Annotated in this window: 23 protein-coding genes; 13 read left to right on the plus strand and 10 right to left on the minus strand. The window is 70.8% G+C overall.

Translation table 11 applies throughout. From position 1 onward, the window contains the following. Positions 1 to 97: 97 nt before the first annotated feature. The 7 genes from bamA to gloA are packed head-to-tail and all read left to right on the plus strand — an operon-like array spanning position 98 to position 6,937. Complete coding sequence (gene bamA, locus QMO56_RS08475; protein ID WP_283524901.1) at positions 98 to 2,422, plus strand: outer membrane protein assembly factor BamA; 2,325 nt, start codon at positions 98 to 100, stop codon at positions 2,420 to 2,422. Between the two features lie 23 nt (positions 2,423 to 2,445). Continuing rightward, a complete protein-coding gene (locus QMO56_RS08480) occupies positions 2,446 to 3,189 on the plus strand; it encodes an OmpH family outer membrane protein (protein ID WP_283524902.1) in 744 nt (247 codons plus the stop codon). Positions 3,190 to 3,193: 4 nt separating this feature from the next. Then, the gene (lpxD, locus tag QMO56_RS08485; RefSeq protein ID WP_283524904.1) at positions 3,194 to 4,285 is read left to right on the plus strand and encodes a UDP-3-O-(3-hydroxymyristoyl)glucosamine N-acyltransferase; all 1,092 of its coding nucleotides are present in this window, start codon (positions 3,194 to 3,196) and stop codon (positions 4,283 to 4,285) included. A gap of 6 nt (positions 4,286 to 4,291) precedes the next feature. Further along, the gene (gene fabZ / locus QMO56_RS08490) at positions 4,292 to 4,780 is read left to right on the plus strand and encodes a 3-hydroxyacyl-ACP dehydratase FabZ (protein WP_283524905.1); all 489 of its coding nucleotides are present in this window, start codon (positions 4,292 to 4,294) and stop codon (positions 4,778 to 4,780) included. A 16-nt stretch (positions 4,781 to 4,796) separates the two neighbouring features. Further along, positions 4,797 to 5,651, plus strand: a complete 855-nt coding sequence (lpxA, locus tag QMO56_RS08495; protein WP_283524906.1) for an acyl-ACP--UDP-N-acetylglucosamine O-acyltransferase — start codon at positions 4,797 to 4,799, stop codon at positions 5,649 to 5,651. A 4-nt stretch (positions 5,652 to 5,655) separates the two neighbouring features. Further along, a complete protein-coding gene (locus tag QMO56_RS08500) occupies positions 5,656 to 6,507 on the plus strand; it encodes an LpxI family protein (protein WP_283524907.1) in 852 nt (283 codons plus the stop codon). Positions 6,508 to 6,523: 16 nt separating this feature from the next. Beyond that, positions 6,524 to 6,937, plus strand: a complete 414-nt coding sequence (gene gloA, locus QMO56_RS08505) for a lactoylglutathione lyase (RefSeq protein ID WP_283524909.1) — start codon at positions 6,524 to 6,526, stop codon at positions 6,935 to 6,937. Positions 6,938 to 6,979: 42 nt separating this feature from the next. Here the strand turns inward: gloA and QMO56_RS08510 are convergent, their stop codons facing one another. Next, a complete protein-coding gene (locus QMO56_RS08510; protein WP_283524910.1) occupies positions 6,980 to 7,792 on the minus strand; it encodes an alpha/beta hydrolase in 813 nt (270 codons plus the stop codon). Between the two features lie 136 nt (positions 7,793 to 7,928). After that, positions 7,929 to 8,375, minus strand: coding sequence for a thioesterase family protein (locus tag QMO56_RS08515; protein WP_283524911.1), 447 nt, complete (start codon positions 8,373 to 8,375; stop codon positions 7,929 to 7,931). Between the two features lie 225 nt (positions 8,376 to 8,600). On the opposite strand from QMO56_RS08515, the gene minC reads away from it, so the two are divergent. From minC to minE, 3 genes are read left to right on the plus strand one after another with little or no spacing between them, the layout of a single operon-like run. Beyond that, the gene (gene minC / locus QMO56_RS08520; RefSeq protein WP_283524912.1) at positions 8,601 to 9,356 is read left to right on the plus strand and encodes a septum site-determining protein MinC; all 756 of its coding nucleotides are present in this window, start codon (positions 8,601 to 8,603) and stop codon (positions 9,354 to 9,356) included. 32 nt (positions 9,357 to 9,388) lie between these two features. Then, a complete protein-coding gene (minD, locus tag QMO56_RS08525; RefSeq protein ID WP_283524913.1) occupies positions 9,389 to 10,207 on the plus strand; it encodes a septum site-determining protein MinD in 819 nt (272 codons plus the stop codon). After that, complete coding sequence (gene minE, locus QMO56_RS08530) at positions 10,204 to 10,509, plus strand: cell division topological specificity factor MinE (RefSeq protein ID WP_283524914.1); 306 nt, start codon at positions 10,204 to 10,206, stop codon at positions 10,507 to 10,509. Before minD ends, minE begins: the two co-directional genes overlap by 4 nt. Before the next feature lie 251 nt (positions 10,510 to 10,760). On the opposite strand, the gene QMO56_RS08535 is transcribed toward minE, so the two are convergent. The 4 genes from QMO56_RS08535 to QMO56_RS08550 form a co-directional block, all read right to left on the minus strand. Further along, positions 10,761 to 10,946, minus strand: coding sequence for a hypothetical protein (locus tag QMO56_RS08535; protein WP_283524916.1), 186 nt, complete (start codon positions 10,944 to 10,946; stop codon positions 10,761 to 10,763). A 70-nt stretch (positions 10,947 to 11,016) separates the two neighbouring features. Then, on the minus strand, positions 11,017 to 11,469 hold the full coding sequence (locus QMO56_RS08540) for a MarR family winged helix-turn-helix transcriptional regulator (protein WP_283524917.1): 453 nt from the start codon (positions 11,467 to 11,469) through the stop codon (positions 11,017 to 11,019). Positions 11,470 to 11,543: 74 nt separating this feature from the next. Beyond that, positions 11,544 to 15,380, minus strand: coding sequence for a translocation/assembly module TamB domain-containing protein (locus QMO56_RS08545; RefSeq protein WP_283524919.1), 3,837 nt, complete (start codon positions 15,378 to 15,380; stop codon positions 11,544 to 11,546). Further along, a complete protein-coding gene (locus QMO56_RS08550; protein WP_283524922.1) occupies positions 15,380 to 17,275 on the minus strand; it encodes an autotransporter assembly complex family protein in 1,896 nt (631 codons plus the stop codon). The genes QMO56_RS08545 and QMO56_RS08550 overlap by 1 nt, the downstream gene beginning before the upstream one ends. Positions 17,276 to 17,300: 25 nt before the next feature. Here QMO56_RS08550 and QMO56_RS08555 point away from each other — a divergent pair, with 25 nt between their 5' ends. Both QMO56_RS08555 and QMO56_RS08560 read left to right on the plus strand, forming a co-directional pair. Next, positions 17,301 to 18,458: an amidohydrolase gene (locus QMO56_RS08555; RefSeq protein ID WP_283524923.1), complete on the plus strand. Its 1,158-nt coding sequence runs from the start codon at positions 17,301 to 17,303 to the stop codon at positions 18,456 to 18,458. A gap of 165 nt (positions 18,459 to 18,623) precedes the next feature. Further along, positions 18,624 to 19,451 carry an aldo/keto reductase gene (locus QMO56_RS08560; protein ID WP_283524924.1) on the plus strand — a complete coding sequence of 276 codons (828 nt, stop codon included), beginning with the start codon at positions 18,624 to 18,626 and terminating at the stop codon, positions 19,449 to 19,451. An 18-nt stretch (positions 19,452 to 19,469) separates the two neighbouring features. On the opposite strand, the gene dnaQ is transcribed toward QMO56_RS08560, so the two are convergent. The 3 genes from dnaQ to QMO56_RS08575 are packed head-to-tail and all read right to left on the minus strand — an operon-like array spanning position 19,470 to position 21,597. Then, positions 19,470 to 20,183: a DNA polymerase III subunit epsilon gene (dnaQ, locus tag QMO56_RS08565; RefSeq protein ID WP_283524925.1), complete on the minus strand. Its 714-nt coding sequence runs from the start codon at positions 20,181 to 20,183 to the stop codon at positions 19,470 to 19,472. Next, entirely contained in the window at positions 20,180 to 20,764 is a 585-nt protein-coding gene (coaE, locus tag QMO56_RS08570; protein WP_283524926.1) for a dephospho-CoA kinase, read from the minus strand. The genes dnaQ and coaE overlap by 4 nt, the downstream gene beginning before the upstream one ends. Beyond that, a complete protein-coding gene (locus QMO56_RS08575) occupies positions 20,761 to 21,597 on the minus strand; it encodes a shikimate dehydrogenase (protein WP_283525173.1) in 837 nt (278 codons plus the stop codon). Before QMO56_RS08575 ends, coaE begins: the two co-directional genes overlap by 4 nt. 267 nt (positions 21,598 to 21,864) lie before the next feature. Here QMO56_RS08575 and gshB point away from each other — a divergent pair, with 267 nt between their 5' ends. Next, a complete protein-coding gene (gshB, locus tag QMO56_RS08580; protein ID WP_283524928.1) occupies positions 21,865 to 22,809 on the plus strand; it encodes a glutathione synthase in 945 nt (314 codons plus the stop codon). A 45-nt stretch (positions 22,810 to 22,854) separates the two neighbouring features. On the opposite strand, the gene QMO56_RS08585 is transcribed toward gshB, so the two are convergent. Continuing rightward, complete coding sequence (locus tag QMO56_RS08585; RefSeq protein WP_283524930.1) at positions 22,855 to 23,904, minus strand: YeiH family protein; 1,050 nt, start codon at positions 23,902 to 23,904, stop codon at positions 22,855 to 22,857. Between the last annotated feature and the right edge of the window lie 16 nt (positions 23,905 to 23,920).

Raw genomic sequence — 23,920 nt, forward strand, 5'->3', positions numbered from 1 at the left:
CCGCGTTCCCGGCTAGTCTCCGCCGCCCGAAGCCCCTGTTCCCGGGGGTTCCAAGGCCTTTCTCCTGGCCCCCATCAACCGGCCCCGGATCCGACCTTTGCACGCCACCCGCGCCCTCCTGCTCGCCGCCACCTGCCTCGTGCCTGTGCTGATGCCGCCCGGGGCCGTCGCCCAGCCGCGCAACGCGCCCCGGCGCGCCGCCCAGCCCGCCGGCCCGGTGGTCAGCCAGATCGAGGTGCGGGGCAACCAGCGCATCGAGACAGACACCGTCCGCTCCTACATGCTGCTGCAGCCCGGCGACGTGTATGACGACGCGCGGGCCGACCGCAGCCTGCGCACCCTCTTCGCCACCGGCCTGTTCAAGGACGTGCGGATCAGCCGGCAGGGCGACCGCGTGATTGTGCAGGTGCAGGAGAACCCGATCGTCAATCAGGTGGCCTTCGAGGGGAACAGCAAGCTCTCCGACGACACGCTGCGGCCGGAGGTTCAACTCCGCCCGCGCGCGGTCTTCACCCCCGCCGCCGCCCAGGCCGACCGCCAGCGCCTGCTGGAGCTTTACGCCCGGCGCGGCCGCTTCGCCGCCCGGGTCGAGCCCAAGATCATCGAGCGCGACCAGAATCGCGTGGACGTGGTCTTCGAGATCACCGAGGGTGATGCGGCGCTGATCAGCCGGATCAACTTCGTCGGCAACGGCTCCTATTCCGACAGCCGGTTGAAGGAAGTCGTCGCCTCCAAGGAGGCGGCCTGGTACCGCCCCTTCAGCTCCGCCGACACCTATGAGCCGGAGCGGCTGAACTTCGACCGCGAGCTGCTGCGCCGCTTCTACCTGCGCGAGGGCTATGCGGATGTGAGCATCACCGGCGCCGCCGCCGAACTGGCCCCGGACCGCAGCGGCTTCTTCGTGACCTACACGATCAACGAAGGGCCGCGCTATCGCGTCGGCGATGTCGAGATCAGGTCCAGCCTGCGCAATGTCGGCCCCGAGCGGCTGCAGCGGGTGCTGGAGATCTCCAAGGGCGACTGGTACGACGGCGACGCCGTCGAGCAGATGACCGAGGCGCTGACCGACGAGGCCAACCTGGCCGGCGCCCCCTTCGTCGAGGTCGAGCCGAAGATCACGCGCGACCGCGAGAAGCACGTCGTCAACGTCGTCTTCGACGTGCATGAGGGGCAGCGGGCCTATGTCGAGCGGATCGACATCACCGGCAATACCCGCACGCAGGACCGGGTGATCCGTCGCGAGTTCCGCCTGGCCGAGGGCGATGCCTTCAACGCCGCGCAGGTGCGCCGCTCGCGCCAGCGGATCCGTGACCTCGGCTTCTTCAACGACGTGCAGGTCAACCCGGCGCCCGGCTCGACGCCGGACCGGGTGGTGCTGAACACCCAGGTCTCCGAGCGCGCCACCGGCGAGATCTCGCTGGGCGGCGGCTACTCGACCGATGCCGGCGCGCTGGCCGATTTCGGCCTGCGCGAGCGCAACATCGTCGGCACCGGCGTGGACGCTCGCCTCAACACCACGATCGCGCAGCGCCGCAGCCAGGTGGACCTCTCGGTCACCGATCCGGCCTTCCTCGACCGCAACCTCTCGGTCGGCGCGGACGTGTTCTACATCGTGCGCGACCTGACCGACTATTCGGGCTTCGAGGAGCGCCGCGCCGGCTTCAGCCTGCGCGCCGGCTACGAGTTCAACGAGCGGCTGCGCCAGTCCTGGGCCTATACGCTGTCGCGCCGCAACGTGTTCAACGTTGACGACGACGCCAGCCGCTACATCCAGGAGCAGAAGGGCGTCACCATCCTGTCGCAGATCGGCCAGACGCTGACCTACGACACCCGCGACTCCCGCCTCGACCCGCATGACGGCTATGTGGTGCGCCTCGGCACTGATCTCGCCGGCCTGGGCGGCGATGTCAGCTATGTCCGCATGCGGCTGGACGGCACCTACTACGTTCCCTTCGAGCGCTGGCTCGGGAATCCGGACTATGTGCTCGCCATTTCCGCCGGCGTCGGCCACCTCATGACCTATGGCGGCAAGGATGAGCGGATCATCGACCGCTTCTTCCTCGGCGGCGAGAATCTGCGCGGCTTCGCCGTGGCCGGTGCCGGCCCGCATGACACCTCCACCGGCGATTCGCTGGGCGGCCGCACGATCTGGACCCAGAGCACCGAGATGCGCTTTCCGCTGCCGGGCGTACCCTCCGAGCTGGGCCTGCTCGGCCGCGCCTTCGTGGATGTCGGCTCGCTGTCCGGTTCCGTCTCGGACCCCCTGGTCGCCGACGATGCCTCGCCACGCGTCGGTGCCGGCGTCGGCATTTCGTGGCGCAGTCCCTTCGGCCTGATCAACATCGACCTGGCGCAGGCCGTGGTGAAGAAGTCCTACGACGACACGCAGGTCTTCCGCTTCGGCTTCGGCACGCGCTTCTGAGTTTCCGTACGGAGTTTACCCAAATGGCCCGACGCGCTTCCACCGCGCTTGCGGCGGTCCTGCTGTCCTCCACGCTGCTCTCCGGAGGGGTGGCGCTGGCGCAGCAGCAGCAGGAATGGTTTGTCCCCAACCAGCAGCAGCCGGCCCAGCCGCAGCGCTCCGCGCCGCAGCGCCAGGCGCCGCCGCAGCGTGCGGTGCAGCCCAACCCCGCTCCCCTGCCGGCCGGCGAGCAGCCGCCCGCCCCGGTCATCGGCATCGTCGATGTGCCGGAGGTGCAGCGCAACTCCACCGCCTTCAACCAGGTGCGGGAGGAAATCGAGAAGCGGCGCCAGAAGCTGAACGACGACCTGCAGCGTGAGCAGGCCCGCTGGCGCGAGGAGCAGCAGGCGCTGGCCAATCAGCGCGGCAGCCTCTCGCCCGAGGATCTGCGCAGCAAGGAGCGCGACCTGCAGGAGCGCGTGACCGACGCCCAGCGCGTCTTCCGCGACCGCTCGCGCGGCATCGAGCAGGCGGCGCAGCAGGCATTGCAGGAGATCGAGCAGGCACTGGCGGTGGTGATCCGCCAGGTGGCGACCAGCCGGAAGGTGAACATCGTCCTGCCGCGGCCGCTGGTGATCTACAATGACCCGCCCTTCGACCTCTCGCCGGAGGTCTCGACGCAACTCAACAAGATCCTGAAGTCGGTCAAGGTCGCGCCGGAAGAGAGCGCGGCTCCGGCGCCGGCCGCGAACCGCCCCGCCCAGAGTCAGCCGCAGAAGCGGAACTGAGGCCGTGGCCGCCGATCCGCGCTTCCATCCGGCTGCCGGTCCGTTCCCGCTCGCGCGGGTGGCCGAGGCGGGGGCGGCGCAGTTCAGCGGCGATGGCGCACGGCGCTTCCGTGACGTGGCGCCGCTGGATGCCGCGGGGCCGGAGGAGGTGGCCTTCCTCGACGGGCGCCGCAACCTGGAGGCGCTGCAGCGCAGCCAGGCAGGCGCGGTGATCCTGCAGGCGGAGTTCGCTGATGCCGTGCCGGCGGGCTGCGTGGCGCTGGTGAGCCCGGCGCCGCACCTTGCCTTCGCCCGCATCGCGGCGCTGTTTCATCCGGCGCCCGCGCCGGTGCCCGGCATCCACCCGACCGCCAGCGTGGCGCCGGACGTGGTGCTCGGCGAGGGCAGCGAGGTCGGTCCCCATGCCGTGATCGGCGCCGGGGCGGTGCTGGGCGCGCGTGCCTATGTCGGGCCGCATGCCGTCATCGGCCCCGGCTGCGTCTTTGGCGATGATGCCCGCATCCATGCCCACGCCAGCGCGATCTGCTGCCTGGCAGGGCACCGTGTCACGCTGCATCACGGCGCGCGGGTCGGGCAGGAGGGCTTCGGCTTCACCCCGACGCCGGAGGGGCGCTTCATCACCATCCCGCAGCTCGGCCGTGTGGTGCTGGGCGACGAGGTGGAGATCGGCGCCAGTGCCTGCGTGGACCGCGGCGCGCTCGGCGATACCGTGCTGGGGCCGGGCACCCGGCTCGACAACCTGGTGCAGATCGGCCACAACGTGGTGACGGGCCGTGGCTGCGTGATTGTCGCACAGGTCGGCATCTCTGGCTCCACGCGCCTTGGCGACTACGTGACCATTGCCGGGCAGGCAGGGCTGACGGGGCATCTGAACATTGGCTCCCGGGCGCGGATCGGCGCCCAGGCCGGCGTGCAGAGCGACATTCCGCCCGGTCAGGATGTGACGGGCTCGCCCGCCATGCCGGTCAAGGATGCCTTGCGAGCGGCGCTCTACCTGCGGAAAGTGGGCGCCCGCAAGGCGCCGGCTGCCGGCGCCGCGCAGGGACGCGCAGATCAGAAGGGGCCGCCCGGGAGGCGGCCGGGACAGACGGACTAAACGCACATGGACCAGCAAGAACAGACCGGCTCCGAGCCGGCGGCGAAGCAGAGTCTGGAGGTTTGCGACATCGCCCGCATCATGCGGGCAATTCCGCACCGCTACCCGTTCCTGATGGTTGACCGCGTGGTCGACATGGCGCTCGGCGAGAGCGCGGTCGGCATCAAGAATGTCAGCATCAACGAGAACTACTTCCAGGGGCACTTCCCGGCGCATCCGGTAATGCCGGGCGTGCTGATCATCGAGGCGATGGCGCAGACCGCCGCCGTGCTGGTGGTCGAGACGCTGGGGCCGAGTGCGCAAGGCAAGCTGGTCTATTTCATGAGCGTCGAGAACGCCAAGTTCCGCCGCCCGGTCGGCCCGGGGGATCAGCTGCGCATCCATATCCAGAAGGAGCGGTCGCGCGGCAATGTGTGGAAATTCAATGCCGTGGCCCGGGTTGATGGCGTCGTGGTGGCCGAGGCCAGCTACGCCGCGATGATCCTGGACCGCTGATCGGATATTTGAGAGCGTGACGCAGACAGAGCGCGGAATCCACCCCTCCGCCGAGATCCACCCCACCGCCATCGTTGCCCCCGGCGCGGCCATCGGCCCGGGCTGCCGCATCGGGCCGTTCTGCCTCATCGGTGCCGAGGCGGCGCTGGGTGAGGGCGTGGTGCTCGACTCCCATGTCTCGGTGGACGGGATCGCCGAGATCGGCCCCGGCGTGCGGGTCAGCCCCTACGCGACCATCGGCCATGCGCCGCAGGACCTGAAGTACAAGGGCCAGCCGACCCGGGTCGTGGTCGGCGCCCGCACCATCATCCGTGAGCACGCCACCATCCATCGCGGCAGTGTCGGCGGCCATGGCGTGACGACGGTGGGGTCGGACTGCCTGATCATGGTCAACGCCCATGTCGGACATGACTGCACGCTGGACCATCACGTCATCCTGGCGAACAACGTGATGCTCGGCGGCCATGTGCAGATCGCCGACACCGTCTTCGTCGGGGGCGGCGCGGCCATCCACCAGTTCGTCCGCATCGGGCGGCAGGTGGTGGTGGGCGGCATGAGCGGCGTGGAGGCGGACATCATCCCCTTCGGCGCCGTGATGGGCAACCGTGCCCGGCTGACCGGCCTGAACCTGATCGGCCTGAAGCGCCGCGGCTTTCCCCGCAGCCAGATCCATACGTTGCGCGCCGCCTATCGCAGCCTGTTCCGCACGCCGGGCGCCTTCCAGAACCGGGTGGAGGCCACCGAGGCCGCCTTTGGCGAGGATGCGGTGGTGCGCGAGATCCTGGCCTTCATCCAGGCCGACAGCCATCGGGGCCTGTGCCGTGCCGGCCGCGAGATGCTGGAGGACGAGGACGCCGAGGCCGAGACCTGAGGCGATGGGCGCGCCGCTCGGCATGATCGTCGGCGGCGGGCTGCTGCCGCAGCGGGCTGCCGCGGCCGCCGCAGCCGCCGGCCGCACCCCGCATGTCGTGGTCCTGGACGGTTTTGGTGACCCGGCCGATTATGCCGGCTATCCGCACATCGTCTGCCGGCTGGGCGCCGGAGGGCGGATGCTGGAGTGGCTGCGCGGCGCCGGGGTGCGTGATCTGGTGCTGGCCGGCAAGGTCACCCGCCCGAGCTTCTTCGCGCTGCGGCCGGATGCCGGCGCGGCGCGGCTGCTGCCGCGGATTGGCATGAAGGCTTTCGGCGGGGACGACTCCCTGCTGCAGGCCGTGCTCCGCGTGTTGCGGGAGGAGGGCTTCAACCCCATGCCGGCGCAGGACGTGCTGCAGGAATTGCTGCTGCCCGAGCCCACCGGGCTGACCAGCGCCCTGCCGGACGAGGCGGCGCGCCAGGACATCCGCCGCGGCATTGCCGTGGTGCGGGCGCTGGGCGCCGTGGATGTCGGTCAGGGCGCCGTGGTGCAGCAGGGGCTGGTGCTGGCCGTGGAGGCGATCGAGGGCACGGATGCCATGCTCGCCCGCGCCGGGTCACTGCGCCGCGAGGGACCGGGAGGCGTGCTGGTGAAGATCCTGAAGCCGGGGCAGGATCGCCGCGTTGATCTACCGACCATCGGGCCGGACACCGTGGCCGGTGCCGCCGCAGCCGGGCTGCGCGGCATTGCCATCGAGGCGAACGGCACCATCGTGGTGGATCGGGCGGAGACCGTGGCGGCGGCCGAGGCGGCGGGCCTGTTCCTGATCGCCCTCGACCCGGCCGCGCTGGTCTGGGCTGAACCGAAATCCTGACGGAGGAGAACCGCGCATGAGCAGCTTCCTGCACACCATGATCCGTGTCGGCGACCTGGAGCGCAGCGTCGATTTCTACACCCGCCTGCTGGGCATGAAGGAACTGCGCCGCAACGACGTGCCCGAGGGCAAGTACACGCTGGTCTTCGTCGGCTTCGCACCGGAGAGCAGCGGCGCCGGCGTCATCGAGCTGACCTACAACTACGGCACCGAGAAGTACGAGCTGGGCAATGCCTTCGGCCATCTCGCCATCGGCGTGCCCGATGTCTACGCCACCTGTGAGAAGCTGCGCGCCGAGGGTGCGAAGATCACCCGCGAGCCCGGACCGGTGAAGTTCGGCACCACCGTGATCGCCTTCGTCGAGGATCCCGATGGCTACAAGATCGAGCTGATCGAGCGCAAGTCGGCCGAGGCCGGCACGCGCGGCTGAAGCCCGCCGGGCGGGGAGGGCAAGGCGCTCCCCCCGCCCGCGTCAGGCCTCCTCGATGAGCACGCGGGCCGTGTGGCAGAGCAGCCCATCCGGCGCTTCCAGGGCCTCCAGCACGCCGTCCTCGTCGAGGCCGGGCAGCGGCAGCAGCGGCCCGACGCCCCCGTCATTCTGCCGCGCCATGTGGAAGGCGCGTGACGCGCGCTGCCGCTCCGTTGGCTCCGCCTCGCCGAAGGCCAGGGCAAAGGGCTTGCGAATGACCGGCAGGCGCTGCGGTGAAAGCGCCTCCACCTCCAGCGGGCTCAGCCCCAGCACTTCCTCCAGCGGCGCCAAATCGTAGAGGCCGGAGAGTCCCAGCCCGGCCTTCACGCGCGGATGGTCCAGCAGCAGCGCCGCCAGCAATGCGCCGGAATCCCAGCCGCAAGCCAGCACCGGGCCGGCAATGCCATGCAGCGGCCCCTGTCTGCCCAGCCAGTCGAGCGCCCGGTGCAATTCGCGGGCAATGCGGGTCAGGCTGGCGCCAGGCATTGGGCTGTGGCCGGGCAGGGCGGCCGACCAGCCATGTGCCAGCAGCCCGCGCGCCAGGGCGCCGAACTCCTTCCGGCAGCCGGAGCGCCACTGGCCGCCATGCAGCAGCACCAGGCACGGCGCGGCCGGGCTGATGGCGGGGAAGAGGTCCCAGCGGCAATGCTCGCCCGCGGCATAGGGCAGGTCCAGCTTGCCCGGCCGTGCGGCGCGCAGGGCGGCGGACTCCGCGGCGCGCTGCGCCGCCCACTCGGCGGGCGAGGGCGCGGCGGCCCGGCGGACCATGGGCGCCGTGGCCGGCCCCTGCGGTGCGCCGGTGGACGCGGCGCTCATGTCGCCCTCGCCCGCAGGTTGCGAGGGAGGGCGGAATTCTTCCGGTCGGGCGTGCGCGGCATGCAGGGGAGGCTCCGGCTTAGCAAGTCACCCCAAGCCCTCTGCAACCTCCGTGCCGCGCCGCGCGGCACCCTGCTCAGGTGGTGGGCGGTGCCATCAGCGGCGCCAGGGCTGCCCGCAAACTGGGCGGCACCGGCTGGGTCCGGCTCTGCGTCGCGGCATCCACATGCACGTGGATGAAGTGGCCCTCGGCACAGGCGGTGTCCTGGTCCGGCCGGAACAGACCGATTTCGTAGCGCACCGAGCTGTTGCCGATATGGGCGACCCGCAGGCCGGCGCTCAGGACGTCGGGGAAATAGGCGGGCGCGTGATGGCGGCAGAGCGTCTCGACCACCACGCCGAGAACGTCGCCGTTGCGCATGTCGAGGCCACCCGTTGCGTTCAGGAAATGCGCGACCAGCGTGTCGAAATACGTGTAGTAAACCGCGTTGTTGACATGCCCAAAGCTGTCCTGGTCGCCCCAGCGGGTCGGAATCTCCAGAAAGAACCGGTAGTCGGACCGGCGGGGAATGGTCTTGCCCATGGGGAGTGGGGACTCCTGTTGCTGCTGTGATGCTTTTCGCACGCGCGGCCGCAAAACAACGCCGCTCATGTCAGCCAGGGCTTCGCCCAGGCGCTCCGCTTTTGTATAGATGATGAATTCGTGGCGAACAGGATGTCTCCCGGCGGCGGAATGCCGCCAGGCCAGGCATCTGCCGCGCCGGAAGCCTCTCACGCCGCCCCCAGGCCAGGATCGCCACTGCAGCCGATGTCAGCTCCCGCCGCCACCCCCCGCCTTGAGCCATTCCGGCTGCGCGGTGCCAATTTCAACCTGCTCGTGCTTCGGTTGCTCGATCCGCGGCCGGAGGTGATCATTCCGGCGCTGGCCGACCAGTTCCGCCGCGCACCGGGCTTCCTCCGCTTCGCGCCGCTGGTGCTGGGTCTGGACGACCTCGTCATCGCGCCGCATGAAATCGACTTCGCCGCATTCGCGGCCGAGCTGCGCCGCATCGAGATCACTCCGATCGGCACGGTCGGCGGAACGCCGGAGCTGCGCGGCGCGGCCCAGGGCGCCGGCCTGCCACCGCTGCGCCTGGCCGGCGGCGGCAAGGAGGAGGATGTGGCGCTGCCCACGCCTGCTCCGGCCGCCGCGCCGCAGGAGCCCGCCGCGCCGCCGCTGCCCCCCGGCACGGCGCGGCCGACCATGGTGATCGACCATGCCGTGCGCGCCGGCCAGCGCATCTGGGCGCAGGGCGCCGACCTGATCGTCAACGGCACCGTGAACCCGGGCGCCGAGGTGATCGCGGACGGCAATCTGCACGTCTACGGTACCCTGCGCGGCCGCGCCATCGCCGGTGGCGCCGACAATACCGAAGCGCGCGTCTTCGCACTGAATTTCGACCCTGAGCTGGTTTCCATCGCGGGCTACTACGCGGTACGGGAAGGGCTTGCGGATGCTCCGATCGGCAAGGCCGTGCAGGTGCGGCTGATCGGCGAGAATATGCGATTCGACCGGCTGGGCTGACTGGGCTGCCCGCCGGCACAAAGGAGAGACTCATGGCGCAAGTGATCGTGGTGACGTCCGGCAAGGGAGGGGTCGGCAAGACCACAAGCTCCGCCGCCTTCGCCACCGGTCTCGCCCAGAGCGGCAAGAAGACGGTGGTGATCGACTTCGACGTCGGCCTGCGCAACCTCGACCTCATCATGGGGGTGGAGCGCCGCGTGGTGTTCGACATCGTCAATGTCATCACCGGCGAGGCCAAGCTCAACCAGGCGCTGATCCGCGACAAGCGGGTGGACACTCTCTCCATCCTCCCCGCCAGCCAGACGCGCGACAAGGACGCGCTGACCAAGGAAGGTGTCGCGACCATCATCGAGGAGCTGTCGAAGGACTTCGACTACATCCTCTGCGACAGCCCGGCCGGCATCGAGAAGGGCGCGCTGCTGGCGCTCTACTTCGCCGATCAGGCGATCATCGTGACCAACCCGGAAGTCTCCTCGGTCCGCGACTCCGACCGCATCCTCGGGGTCCTGCAGTCGAAGTCGAAGCGCGCGGAGGAGAAGCGGGACCCGGTGAAGGAGCATCTGATCGTCACCCGCTACGACCCCAACCGGGTCGAGAGGGGCGAGATGCTGAAGCTCGAGGACATCCGCGAGATCCTGGCGATCCCGCTGCTGGGCGTCATCCCCGAGAGCGAAAGCGTGCTGAAGGCCTCGAACACCGGCAATCCCGTCATTTTGGACGAGGCATCCAACGCCGGTCTGGCCTACAAGGATGCAGTCGCGCGCTTCCTGGGCGAGGACAGGCCGCATCGCTTCCTGGACCCGGAGAAGAGGGGCTTCCTGTCGCGCCTGTTCGGGGGGAGGGCCGCATGAGTTGGCTCGATGTCTTTCGCGGCGCCCGCAAGCCGCCGCCAAGTGCGGGCGCCGCCAAGGAGCGGCTGCAGATCGTGCTGGCGCATGAGCGCATCAGCCGCACGGGCACCGACTTCCTGCCGCGGCTCCAGCGCGAGCTGATCGAGGTGGTGGCGCGCTACGTCGCCATCGACCCGAAGGCGGTGAACGTGTCGCTCGACCGCGGCGGCGACATGAGCACCCTCGCCATTGAGGTCGAGTTGCCCGGGCCGGAAAAGGTGGTCATCAAACCGGAGATCAAGGGCGATACCAGCCCTGCCTGAACGCCCCGGCTGGCCCCTCACACTGCCTTGGCCTGGACCGAAGCGCTCCTCGCTGGCTCTGCCGGCGAGGAGTTTTTTTTTAGAGTACCCGCTGCCTGGGGCAGCTTGCGCCCGGAGGAGGGTGGCTCCGCCCCGGCGGCCGACCGGGTCAGCAAGGCCCGCGGGTGTTCCGGCAACTCGGTGGCCGCCAGCAGGGCCTCGCCCCGCCCCTGCCCGTGCCGGCGAGGGAGCCGCGCAATGGGCGTGCCGCGTCAGCGCGCCGCCAGTTCCGTCTCCAGCGCCTTGATCTTGGCGGTCAGCGACTGGCGCAGCGAGGCCGCGGCATGCGGCTTCAGCGCCGCCAATGCCTCCTTGAGGTCGCGCAACTGCCGCTTCTTCTCCTCAACTGTCCGGGAGATGGGGCGGCTGCCGGAAAGCTGTCCGTCAAAGGCACGCATGATGGCAAATCCTTCGGATGCTCCGCCGGCCACGAAGGCGGGCCGGCGCAGAATGGGGAAACGGGGTTGATCAGAGGCCGTTCAGCTTGCGGAGCAGGCTGAGGAGGGTTTCACGCTCCTCGCTCGTCAGCGGGGCGGCCATGTCGCTCTCATATGTCTCGACGCAGGCCTTGAGAGAGGGCAGCAAGGCTGCGCCTGCGGGGCTGAGACACAGGGCCTGGGTGCGGCGGTCGCCGCTGACCGGCTGGCGTTCCACCAGCTGGCGCTCGGTGAGGCGTTGCATGGCGGGGCTGAGGGTGGACTTGTCCAGCGCCGCCGCATGGGCGAGCTGGCCGAGCGTGATGCCGGGATTGGCCTCCACCAGGCAAAGCAGGGCGAACTCGCTGGCGGTGACGCCCAGTCCGGCGATCGCCTCCGCGAAGCCCGTCTGCATGCGGCCATGGGCGCGGCGCAACAGATGCCCCAGCAGCCCCGGCAGGGGGCCGAGGTCGATCGGCTCCTGCCTTGCTCGCACCGTGTCCATTCCAGCAACCTAGCGCACAATTCGGCGCCGCGGAACCATGCTGCCATGCACCGCAGAAGGGCTGGGGCCGAGGCTCAGTACTCGAATTCGTAGGAGAGCCCGACCCGCTCGCCGACCTCGCCGCCGGTGCTGCTTTCCAGCTTCAGGCGCGGCGTCAGCTCGACCTCGACGCCGACGCGCGGCCCGCCCTTGGTGCCCTGCTCGACCCCGACATAGACGCCCTTGCCGACATAGCCGCCGGCCTCCAGCGAGGGGTTCCCGACACTGCTGCTGTTGTCCCCGGAGCTGCTGCCGGTGTCACTGGTGCTGCCGACACCCAGCCGGTCCAGCCCCAGCTTATCGGCGATCTTCCCGAAGAAGCCGCGTGATCCGCCGGGTCCGACGCCAGCCAGGCTGGCGGCACCACCGGCCAACTGCGCGATTTCGAAGGGCGAAAGCTTGTTCAGCGGACGGTTGAACAACAGCCGCGCCAGGATCTCGTCCTGCGGCATCTCGGGGGAGGAGCTGAAGGTGATCTTCGGGTCGTTGGCCGGCCCGGTGATCGAGACGGTGATGCTCACTCCCTGCGCCGTGGTGGTGGCGGTGAAGTCGAGCCGCGGCGTCATCGTGCCGTCGAAGGTCAGGCTGCCCTCGCTGAAGTTCAAGCGCCGGTCGAGCAGCTGGAAGTTGCCCCGGCGCAGGGTGAAGGCGCCATCCGGCTGCGGGTTGGCCGCGGTGCCGCCGATCGTCAGCGAGCCGCCCAACTCGGCGTCCAGGCCGCGCCCGCGCACCAGGATGGACTGCGGTGCCTCCACCTTGATGTTCAGGGCGATCGGCGGGGCGGCTGGGCCGGGTGCCGGCGGCTTCGGCGCCGCGGCACCGCGCTCCCGCACCTCTCCGAGCGTCGGCACGCCGCCGCCCGGCAGGCTCTGCGGAATGGTGATCGCCACGCGCTGCAGCCGCACCGTGCCGCCCAGGGCCGGGCTGGTCTGCAGCGGCCCCGTGAAGCGCAGGTCGGCATCCATCAGTGCGGTGACCAGCTCGCTCTGCAGCGGCGTGGCGTCGCGCGCGGTGATGTCGACCTCCATCGGAATGCCGGGCTGGAAGGGCTGGGCATTGCCGCGCATCGTGATGCGGCCGCTGCCGGCGCGGGCCACGAAATTCTCCAGCAGGATCTGGTCGCCCGCGGCGCGCACGCGGCCGGTGATGTTGGTCAGCCGCAACCCGTAGAGCGGGTTCCGCACCTCGCCATTCGCCAGCGTCGCGGTGCCGTTCAGCGAGGGCGCGCCAAGCGTGCCGGAGGCGCCGCCGTCGATGCTGATGCGGCCCGCCACCTGGTTGGCGCTGCCGCCGAGAGTGGGCGCGGCCAGCGGCTGCAGGTTGGCCTGCCCGGTGACACGGGCGGAGAGCGGCGCGTCGGCGCCCGGCCCCTGCGGCAGGTTGGCCTCGGCATTGAGTGTCACGACGCTGCCCATCCGCAGGGCGGCATTGGCCCGCACCGCCCCGCTGCCGGCGCGATGCGCCTCGACGCGCAGCGTGGCGGCGGGCCAGCCGGCCGCCCAGTCGGCCCCGGTGCGCAGGTTGGTGCCGTTCAGCGTGGCGTTCACCTCCGGCGCGGAAACCGGGCCGGTGATCCGCGCCTCGCCCACCACGGTGCCGGAGAGCGGCGGCTGCGGCGCGAACTGGTTGACCACCGAGGCGGGCAGGGCGGCCAGCGCGACGCGGATATCGGCCGTGTCCGGCCCCCAGCGGCCGCTGATGGTGAAGTCGCCCGCCGGCTGGGCGGCCAGGCGCAACCCCGGGATCTCGATGGCACCATTGGGCAGCCGGCGGATGGTGGCGGGCTGGGTGAGCCGCACGCCCATCTCGCCCTGGCTGGCGTTGAAGGCGGCGATGTCGAGCCGCATCCCCTGGTCGGTTTGCGCGAACTGGCCGTGGCCCTGCAGGTTGGCCTGCGGCAGGTCGGCCTTGACGTTCCAGTCCAGCGCCGCGTTGCTTCCCTGGAGGGTGGCGTCCACCGCATAGGGCTGCCCGGCGAGCTGGAAGTTGCGCGTGGCGGCATGGGCATCCACCAGTTGCCGGCCGTCGGGCGCGGTCTCCAGCTTCGCCTCCACGCGCAGCCCGCCGGAGACAGGCTGGCCGATCAGCCCCGCGAGCGGCGCCAGGTTCTCCGCCGCCACGTTGAGGCCGCCGTCGAAGCGGGTGGTGGCGGTGTTGAACACGCCGTCGGCGGTGGCGTGGGCAGGGCCGAAATCAGCCTCGGCCTCGGTGAGGCGCACCAGGTCGCCGTCGCGTGCCGCGTGCAGCGCGACCGAGACCGGCTGGCCCTCCGCCTGGGCCGTCAGCCGCAGCGTGCCGGCCATGCCGCTCACCGAGGGCATTTCTGCGGTCAGGTCCAGCGCCTCGATCCGGCGCCCTGCGGCGACGAGCCCGGGGCTCTGCAGATGGGCGGCGATGGCCGGATCGGTGGCGGGGCCGGTGACATGCGCCTCCAGCGTGGCCGGGCCGGAAAGCTCGGGGCGCACCGCCTGCAGCTCGGGCACGGTAAGCTTCGCTGTCAGGTCGAGCTGGTCCCAGCCGGTGCCGCTGGCCTCCAGGGTCGCGCCGCGGCCACGCACGGTGAGGGAGTCGATGCGGAAGGCGGTGCCGGCATAGTCCGCCACCGGCTCCGGCCCCAGCACGCTGGCGAGCGGGTCCGGCCCGGTCAGCCCGTGCGGCCGCAGCGTCGCCTGGATCTGCTCGCCGTTGGTGACGCGGGCGTCGAGGTCGATGCTCTCCCAGCCGATGATCTGCGGCACCAGCGTGCCCAGGGCGGCGGAGGAGGCGATATGCGCCTCGGCCCGCAGCAGGTCGAGGTTGCCCTGCGCGGTGACCTCGCCGGCGGGAGCGGTAAGGCGCAGGCGGTTCAGAACCGGCTGCTTGTCGGCCGTGATGCCGCCGTCGAGGTCGAAGTCCACAGTGGCGACGGGCGGCGGGGCGAGGCTGGCCGGGGCGTCCAGATGGCCCTGCAGGGCCAGCGAGCCGCTGCCATCCGGCGCCATGGCCAGCCGGCCATTGGCCTGGAAGCCCGCCTGACCGCCGAAATCGGCGCTGGCGCGCAGGTCCGCGCCGCTCGGCGGGCCCTCCAGGTGCAGCGAGAGCTGGGCAGGGGCATCCGGGATGCGGAGCGCGGTGGCGAGCACGCCCTGCGGCGGCTCCTGCACCTGCAGGTCCACCAGCAGCTGCTGCTTCGGGTCCATGCGGAGCTTGAGGTCGAGCCGGCCTTCCGCTTCCAGCCGCTGAACCGCCAGGTCGGCGGTCAACGCCGCATCAGTGAGGCTTGCACTGCCGTTCAGCGACAGCGCGAAGCCGGGCGTGCGGCCATGCTCCTCCACTGTGGCGGCGACCAGCTCGCGCGGAATCTCGATGCGGGCCACCGAGAGCTTCTCCACGAAGAGATCGACCGGCAGGTCGGGCAGGCTGGGCAGCAGCGACTGGTTCTGCTGGTCGGGCGGCGGTGGCGCGGGCTGCTCGGCGCCGGCTTCCGGCAGACGCAGCAGCGCCATGCGGGCGGCGGTCAGCTCGGAGATGCGGAGGTCGCGCTTCAGCAGGGCGAAGAGGCCGAAGTTGAGCCGCACGTCGTCCAGCTCCAGCCATGGCCCCTTGGCATCGGCCATGGTCAGGCGGCTGAAGCTGATCGCGCCCGGGACCGGCCGCAGCCCCTCGATCTGCAGGCCCGGGACAAAGCGCTGCAGCAGGCTGACGACCATGCGCCCCGCCGCGCCGGAGATCAGGCCCGGCTCCGGGGCCGCTTCCGCAGCCTGGGTATTCGTATCCTGGGTATTCGTGCCCTGGATATTCGTGCCCTCGGGCGCCGCCCCGGCGGTGAGCACCGGCAGGCCCAGGCCCAGAATCACCGCGGCAACGAGGGACCAACGGAACACGCGGCGCATCAGAAAGCCTGCCCGATACCGACGTAGAAGCCAAAGGCAGCGTCGCCGCGCTCCTTGTTGAGCGGCACCGCGAAATCGGCGCGGATCGGGCCGATGCCGGTCAGGTAACGCACGCCGAGGCCCGCCCCGAATTTGAGATTGCTGAAGTCGGGTGTCGGGTCGCGGGTGACGGAGCCGGCATCCACGAAGGCCGCCATGCCCCAGGGGCCGCTGACCCGCTGGCGCAGCTCGACCGTGCCCTCGATCAGCGAAAGCCCGCCCGCCGGCTCGTCATCGGCGGTGCGCGGACCGATGGACTGGTAGTCGTAGCCGCGCACCGAGCCGCCGCCGCCGGCATAGAAGCGCTTGTCCGGCGGCACGCCGCCGAAGGAGGCGCCGACGATGCTGCCCACCGCGCCGCGCAGCGCCAGGATGCTGCCCTTGTCGCCGGTGATGTCGTAGTAGGTGCTGACCTCGCCACGCAGCCGGGTGAACACGTTGCCCTCGCCGAGGCTGTAGATCGGGTTCACCAGGAAGGCGGCGCGCAGGCCGCGGCTCGGGTTGAGCGGGCTGTCCACATCGCTCCAGGCCAGTTGCCCGAGCAGCCCGAAGAGCTGGTAGTTCGTGGTGACCTCATCCTGCGTCACCCGGCTGAACTCGATCTGCGGCCCGAGGGTGACGGTCAGCTTCGGCGAGACTTTCCGCTCCACCAGGGCGCCGAAGGTGAAGGCGTCGCGGTCATAGGCATCGAGCCGCTCGCGCAGCGCGGCGACGTCGAGGGTGAGCGTTTGGTTGCGGCCGGCGAACCAGGGGGTGCGCAGGCTTGCCTCCAGCTTGCCGCCGGTGTCGCTGGTGTCGCCCGTGGTGCCGAAGCGGTTGACCTCCGCCTCCAGCCGCAGCCGCTCGGCGCCGCCGAACAGGTTGCGATGCTCCCAATAGGTGCTGAAGGTCGGGCCGTACCGGGTCTCGTAGGCGGCGCTGAAGCCGATGGCATGCAGCGGCCGCTCCAGCACGGTGTAGGTGACGGGGAGGCGGCCCTCCTCGTTCAGCCGGTCCGCCGCGCGGGCACGCACCGTACTGAACACGCCGAGGCTGAGCAGATCCTGCCGCTTCTTCTCGATCTCCTCCTCGCTATAGACCTTCCCCTCCAGCGGCCGGACGACCCGGCTGACCAGGTCGCTGTCCGTGCGCTCCTCGCCGGTGACGCCGGGGCGGGCGAATTCGGCGCGCGGCCCGGCATCCACGGTGAAGGCCACCTGCATGGTGTGGGTGTCGTGGTCCACCGTGACGCGGCGGCTGATGTCCACGAAGGGATGGCCGGCATCCTTCAGGCGGGAGGCCATCTGGTTCTGCGCGTCGATGATCGGCTGGGCGCGGGCAGGGCTGCCCTTCTCCAGGCCGACCGGGCCCGCCTCCGCCAGCGAGGCGCCGGGCGACTTGGCCTCGGCGGTGATGGAATCGAGGCGGTACTGCGGCCCGTGGTCCACCGTGATGGCAAGGGGGATCGGCCCTTCATGGCTGGTCAGCCGGTCGGCCAGGCCGGGCGTATCCGGTGGCTCGCCGGCCACGGTGATGTCGGCCGTGCCGCCGTAGTAGCCCTCGGAGCGCAGCGCGTCGCGCATGTTGTCGCGGTCGGCCAGCGCGCGGCTGACCAGCCCGAAGGCATCCACCGGCGCGCGCTCGCGCAGCTGTTCCAGGGCCGAAGCGCGGCGGACGGCATCGTCCAGCGAGTCGTCGTCCGTATCGGGCAGCTCGACGGTGTATTCGACGGTGGATGCGTCCTCGGCCTCCCCTCCTGGCTGCGGCTCCGCCTTTGGCGCGTCCTGCGCGGCGGCGGGTGGCAGCAGGGTATGCGGCAGCGCCGCCAGCAGCGTGGCGGTCAGCGCGAGCCCGGGGAAGTGAGGTTTGAGGCGCATCGTCTTACGGGGTATGCCTTGTCAAATGGATCCGACCCTTGCTGAAACACTGACCGGCTGGCGCCGGCATCTCCACGCCAACCCCGGCCTTACCCTGCACGAGGGCCCCACCGCCGCCTTCGTCGTCGAGAGGCTGAAGGAACTCGGCGTCACCGATATCGTCCCCAATGTCGGTGGCCATGGGGTTGTGGCAACCCTTCATCGGCCCGGCAGCAACCGCAGTGTCGGCCTGCGCGCCGACATGGACGCGCTGCCGATCGAGGAAGCGGCGCAGGATCTGCCCTGGCGCAGCACCAATCCGGGCGTGATGCATGCCTGCGGGCATGACGGCCACACCACCGCGCTGCTGGGCGCGGCGGCGCTGCTGCTGCGGGACGAAAGCTGGAGCGGCACGGTGCGCCTGGTGTTCCAGCCGGCGGAGGAAGGCGGCGGCGGTGCCGCCGCGATGGTCAGGGATGGTCTGTTCCAACGCTTCCCCATGGACCGGATCTTCGGCTGGCACAACTGGCCGGGCCTGCCCGCCGGGACCATCGCGGTGCATGACAGCGCGGTGATGGCCGCCGGCAACCGCTTCGAGATCGCCATCGAGGGCCATGCCGGCCACGCCGCGCTGCCGCACCTGACGCGGGACCCGGTGGTGGCGGCCGGCCACGCCATCGTGGCCTGCCAGTCGATCGTCGCGCGCAGCCTCGACCCGCTGGACACCGGCGTGGTCAGCCTGACCATGGTGCATGGCGGCGAGGCGCAGAACCAGATCGCTGCCCGTGTGCTGATCAGCGGCAGCATGCGTTTCGTGCGCGATGAGGTGGGCGAGCAGATCCGTACCGGCCTGCGCCGCGTGGCCGAGGGCGTCTCCGCCACCTTCGGCGTGAAGGCCGAGATGCGCATCCTCGGCGGCGTGCCGGTGACCCGCAACCATCCGGAGGAGCGCGAAATGGCGGCCGAGGCCGCTGCCGCCGTGACCGAGCTGCGCCGCGACGTCCCGCCGGCCATGACGGGCGAGGACTTTTCGCACTTCCTGCACGAGGTGCCTGGCGCCTTTGTCTGGATCGGCAACGGCCCGGCCGAGGGTGGGCGCGAGCTGCACAACCCGCATTATGACTTCAACGATGCCGTCCTGCCGGTGGCCAGCGGCTACCTTGCAGAGACGGCGCGGCGTGCGCTGGCCCAGGCGCAGGACTGAAGCGCCGGCGGCGGAACCCGGGCAGGCGTGGAGGGCCGGCATGGGTCTTCCAACGCAGCCCGGCCGTGGCGGTTGCAGGGCAGCCGCACCTCATGTGGGGGGGCGGGGTTGCGCCCGCTGGCGCTCCCCGCCGATGCTGCCGGCGTGAAGCCGGAAGGAAGCCGCATGATCCCGCTCGTGCAGACGCCACGCATCAGCATTCCCAAGCTCGGTCTCGGCACCTGGAAGCTCGCCGGCGCCGAGGGCCGGGCGGCGGTGGAGAGCGCCCTGGCGCTGGGCTACCGCCATCTCGACACCGCCGACCGCTACGGCAATGAGGAGGTCGTCGGTGCCGCCATGGCCGCCTCGGGCGTGCCGCGCGGCGAGATCTTCCTGACCAGCAAGGTCTGGTGGGACAATCTGGCGCCGGAGGCGATCCGCCGCTCGCTGGAGGGTTCGCTGCGCAAGCTCGGCACGCCCTATCTCGACCTCTTCCTGGTCCACTGGCCCGCGCCGGAGATGGACCTGCCAACGGTGGCCCGCACCATGCAGGCGGCGCGCGACGAGGGGTTGGTGCGGCGCTGGGGTGTCTCGAACTTCCCGCTCGGCCTGATGCGGCGGCTGGAGGAGATCGGCGCCGAGCCGGCCTGCCTGCAGGTGGAGTACCACGCGCTCCTCTCGCAGCAGCGCCTACTGGACTGGTGCCGTCCGCGCGGCATCGTGCTGACCGCCTATTCGCCGCTCGGCCAGGGCGCGCTGGCGGAGCAGCCGGTGCTGCAGGAGATCGGCCGCAAGCATGGAGCGACTCCGCTGCAGGTGGCGCTGGCCTGGCTGCTGCGGCAGGAAGGGGTGGTCGTCATTCCCAAGGCGGCGCGGCGGCAGAGCCAGCAGGCGAACCTGGATGCCGTGGCGCTGGCGGCGAAGCTCGATGCGCAGGACGTCGCCGCCATCGACGCCCTGCCCAAGGACTGGCGCCGGGTGGACCCGGATTTCGGTCCGGACTGGGACGCCTGAGGGCCTGGGGGCGCGACCTCAGGCCTCCGGCTTCGGTGCGTCCTCCAGCAGGGAGAGCCAGATCGGCTCCTTCACCTTGCCGAGGAAGGCGCGGTGCGCCTCCAGCTCCGCCGCGCTCGGCACGATCGGGCGCGGCGTGCGGGCGACGGGCCCGGCTTCGAGCTGGAGGGCGGTGGGGGCGGAAACCGCCGGCCGGCTGGCCAGTGCAAGCCCCGGCTGCTTGCCGCCCATCAGCTCCAGATAGACCTGCGCCAGCAGCTGCACGTCGAGCAGCGCGTTGTGCGAGGTGCGCATCGAGTTGTCGATGCCGTAGCGGCGGCAGAGCGCGTCGAGGCTGTTGGGCAGGCCGGGGAAGCGCTTCTTCGCCAGGGCCAGCGTGTCCACCATCCGCGCCCGATCGATGACGGTATGGCCGGCCTTCTTCAGCTCGAAGTCGAGGAAGCCGAAGTCGAAGGGTGCGTTGTGCGCCACGACCGGGTCGTCGCCGAGGAATTCCAGCATGGCGGGCGCGATCTCGGCGAATTTCGGCTTCCCGCGCAGCATCTCCCAGGTGAAGCCGTGCACCTTCGCCGCCTCCTCGGGCACTTCGCGCTCGGGGTCGATCAGCACGTGGAAGGTGCGGCCGGTGGGGACGAGGTTGACCAGCTCGACCGCCGCGACTTCCAGCACGCGGTCGCCGGTCAGCGGATCGAAGCCGGTGGTTTCGGTGTCGAGCACCAGGGCGCGGCTCATCGGAACCTCTCCAGCAGGCGCCGGATCGCCCGGCGCGCATGGGCGCGGGACAGGCCGGTGCGGATGACGAAATCGGCGCGCCGGCGCTTCTCGGCATCGGGCGTCTGGCGGGCCAGGATGGCGGTCAGCCGCTCCGGCGTCATGCCGCGGCGGGCCAGCACGCGGGCGCGCTGCACGGCCGGCGGCGCCGAGACCACGACGACGGCGTCGCAGCGGGCCTCGCCACCGGTCTCGAAGAGCAGCGGGATGTCCAGCACCACCAGTCGCCGCCCCTCGCGCCGGGCGCGGCCGAGGAAGCGACGCTCCTCCGCCCGCACCAAGGGGTGCACGATGCCCTCCAGCTGCTTCAGCGCCGCCGGATTGCCGAGCACCGCGCGGCGCAGGGCCTCGCGGTCCACCGCGCCATTCCGCACGCTGCCGGGGAAGGCGGCGCCGATCGGTGCCACCGCCCGTCCGCCGCGTCCCTGCAGCCGGTGCACCGCGGCATCGGCGTCGAAGACCGGTACGCCGAGGCGGCGGAAGGTGCCGGATGCCGTGGACTTGCCCATGCCGATGCCGCCGGTCAGGCCAAGGATCTTCATGCGCGGCGCGGAATGTCGCTGGCCACGAAGTCGCGCAGGGCGGCATCCACCTGCGGCATCACGCCGAACCAGGCGGCGAAGCCCGGCCGCGCCTGGTGCAGCAGCATGCCGAGCCCGTCCACCCCGCGCAGGCCGCGCGCGCGGGCGGCGGCGAGCAGCGGCGTCTCCAGCGGCACGTAGACGGCATCGGCCACCACGGCAGGGGTGGGCAGGGGAGCGAGATCGATCTCCAGCGGCGGCTGACCGGCCATGCCGAGGCTGGTGGCGTTCACCAGCAGAGCGGCGCCCTCCAGCGGCGGTGCCGTGGCGACTTCCACCGGTCCGCCCAATGCCCTGGCGAGGGCCTCGGCGCGTTCGGTGTTCCGGTTGACGATGGTCAGGCGCGGGCATCCGGCATCCAGCAGCGCGGCGGCAATGGCGCGCGCCGCCCCGCCGGCCCCCAGCAGCACGGCCGGCCCGTCGCTGGCCTGCCAGCCGGGCGCCTGCTCGCGCACACTTTCCAGGAAGCCGAATCCGTCGGTGTTGGAGCCCAGGATGCGCCCTTCGCGGAAGACCAGCGTGTTCACCGCCCCGGCGCGGCGGGCGCTCTCCTCCAGCGTGTCGCAGAGGGCGAAGGCGGCCTCCTTGTGGGGGATGGTGACGTTCGCTCCCTGGAAGCCCAGCGTCACCAGGGCGCGGACGGCGGCGGCGAAATCCTCCGGCCGCACCGGCAACGGCACATAGGTGCCGTCGATGCCGTGCCGCTCCAGCCAGGTGCCGTGCAGCCGCGGGGAGCGGGAATGGGCGACGGGCCAGCCGAGCACGCCCGCCAGTTTCGCCTTGCCGGAGAGGATCACCATACCGGCATGAATCCGCTGCGCGGGCCTTGCGGTCAATAAGCAAGGCTGAGGGAATGAATTCCCCCAGACCCCCTTCTTTTTTCTTCGGGCTTTCACGCCGGCGGTGAGGCGGGCGCCAAACGGACAGAAAAAAGATGGGCCAAACCTATGGGCTTGGCGGGGGAATTCCTTCCCCCGACCTTCTCCCGCGCCATCCCCTCTGGCATTCCGCGTCGGCCGATGCCACCACTCTCCGCCAGAGAGAGACAGACGGAGCGTTCCATGGCGCGGGCATTGAAGGTGGCGGTCCAGATGGACCCCATCGAGAGCATCAACATCGACGCCGACAGCACTTTCGCGCTGATGCTGGAGGCGCAGGCACGCGGCCACCAGCTCTGGTTCTATCTGGTGAAGAACCTGACGCTGGCTTCGGGCAAGGTGCTGGCGCGGATGCAGCCGGTCGAGGTGCGGCGCGAGAAGGGCAACCACTTCACCCTGGGCGAGGCGGCCGAGCACGACCTCTCCGGCATGGACGTGGTGCTGATGCGGCAGGACCCGCCCTTCGACATGGCCTATATCACGGCCACGCACATCCTGGAGCACATCCACCCCAAGACGCTGGTGGTGAACGACCCGGTGCATGTCCGCAACGCGCCGGAGAAGCTGTTCGTGATGCACTTCCCGGACCTGATGCCGGAGACGATGATCACCCACGACCCTCTGGAGGTCCGGAAGTTCCGCGAGAAGCACGGGGATATCATCGTCAAGCCGCTTTTCGCCAACGGTGGCGCCGGGGTGTTCCACCTGCGCCCCGAGGACGGCAACCTCAACGCCCTGCTGGAGCTTTATGCCGAGCGCTCCCGCGAGCCGCTGATGATCCAGAAATACGTCCCGGCCGTGCGGCAGGGCGACAAGCGCATCATCCTGGTTGATGGCGAGCCGATGGGCGCCATCAACCGTGTCCCGGCGAGCGGGGAGAGCCGCTCCAACATGCATGTCGGCGGCCGGCCCGAGGCGGTGAAGCTGACCGAGCGGGACAGGGAGATCTGCGCCCGCATCGGGCCGGAGCTGAAGGCGCGGGGGCTGATCTTCGTCGGCATCGACGTGATCGGCGACTACCTCACCGAGATCAACGTCACCTCGCCCACCGGCCTGCAGGAGATCGCCCGCTTCGACGGCGTGAACCTCGAAAAGGCGATCTGGGACGCGATCGAGGCCCGGCGCTGAGCCGGGCCTGGCCGGGGAGGGCGGTGTGCCCTCCCCGGCCGGGTCTCAGGCGGTGCCGAGCAGCCGGATCAGGCCGAGACTCACCGCACCAAGTGCCAGCAGCGACAGCACCACCGTGGCCGAGACGCGCCCGCCGGCCCGCGCCACCACCCGCACATCCACCCCGAGGCCGAGCGCGGCCATGGCCAGCACCGTCAGGATGCCGGTGATGGAGGCGAGCGGCGCCAGCAGGGCCTCCGGGATGACGCCCAGGGCGCGCAGCACGGCCAGTGCGACGAAGCCGATGATGAACCAGGGCACCAGCTTGGCAAGGCCAGGGCGCTTGCTGCGGCCCTCCTGCCGGCCATCCACCAGGGACAAGGCCAGAACCACGGGGCCGAGCATGAGCACCCGCACCAGCTTGACCAGCGTGCCCATCTGCACTGCGAGCGTGCCGACCGGCGCGGTGGCGGCCAGCACCTGCGGCACGGCATAGACCGTCAGCCCGGCCAGCACGCCGTACTGCAGCTGGCTGAGGCCGAAGAGCGGCATCAGCAGCGGCAGGCTCAGCACCATCACCACGCCGAGCACTGCGGTGAAGGCGATGGAGGCGGCGACGTCCTTCGCCTGTGCGCCGATCACCGGCGCCACCGCGGCGATGGCGGAGTTGCCGCAGATCGAGTTCCCGCAGGCCACCAGCACCGCCATGTGCCGGGGCAGGCCGAAGGCGCGCCCGATGCCATAGCTGAATACGATGGAGAGCGTCACCACCACGGCGATGCCGAGAATCAGCGCCGGCCCGGCCGCCAGCATCGCCGTGAGGCTGAGCGAGGCACCGAGCAGCATGACCGCCACCTCCAGCAGCGTCTTGGCGCTGAAGGCGATGCCGGGCGCCGTGGCCTTGGGCGGCGCCCAAAGGCTGCGCAAAACTGTGCCGACCAGGATGGCGAGCACCAGCGGCTCAAGCCAGGCATGGCCGAACAGTGCCTCCTCCATCCTTGCGAGCACAACCGCCACCGCGGAGACGCCGGCGCAGAGCACGACGCCCGGTACGAGCTCCCGCAGCTTGCGGGCCAGCGTCGGTGGGGCGTGGGTATGGGCGGTGGAGGATGGCATCGGGGAGACTCGTGCG

Source organism: Roseomonas sp. E05 (assembly GCF_030063475.1).
Lineage (GTDB): Bacteria > Pseudomonadota > Alphaproteobacteria > Acetobacterales > Acetobacteraceae > Pseudoroseomonas.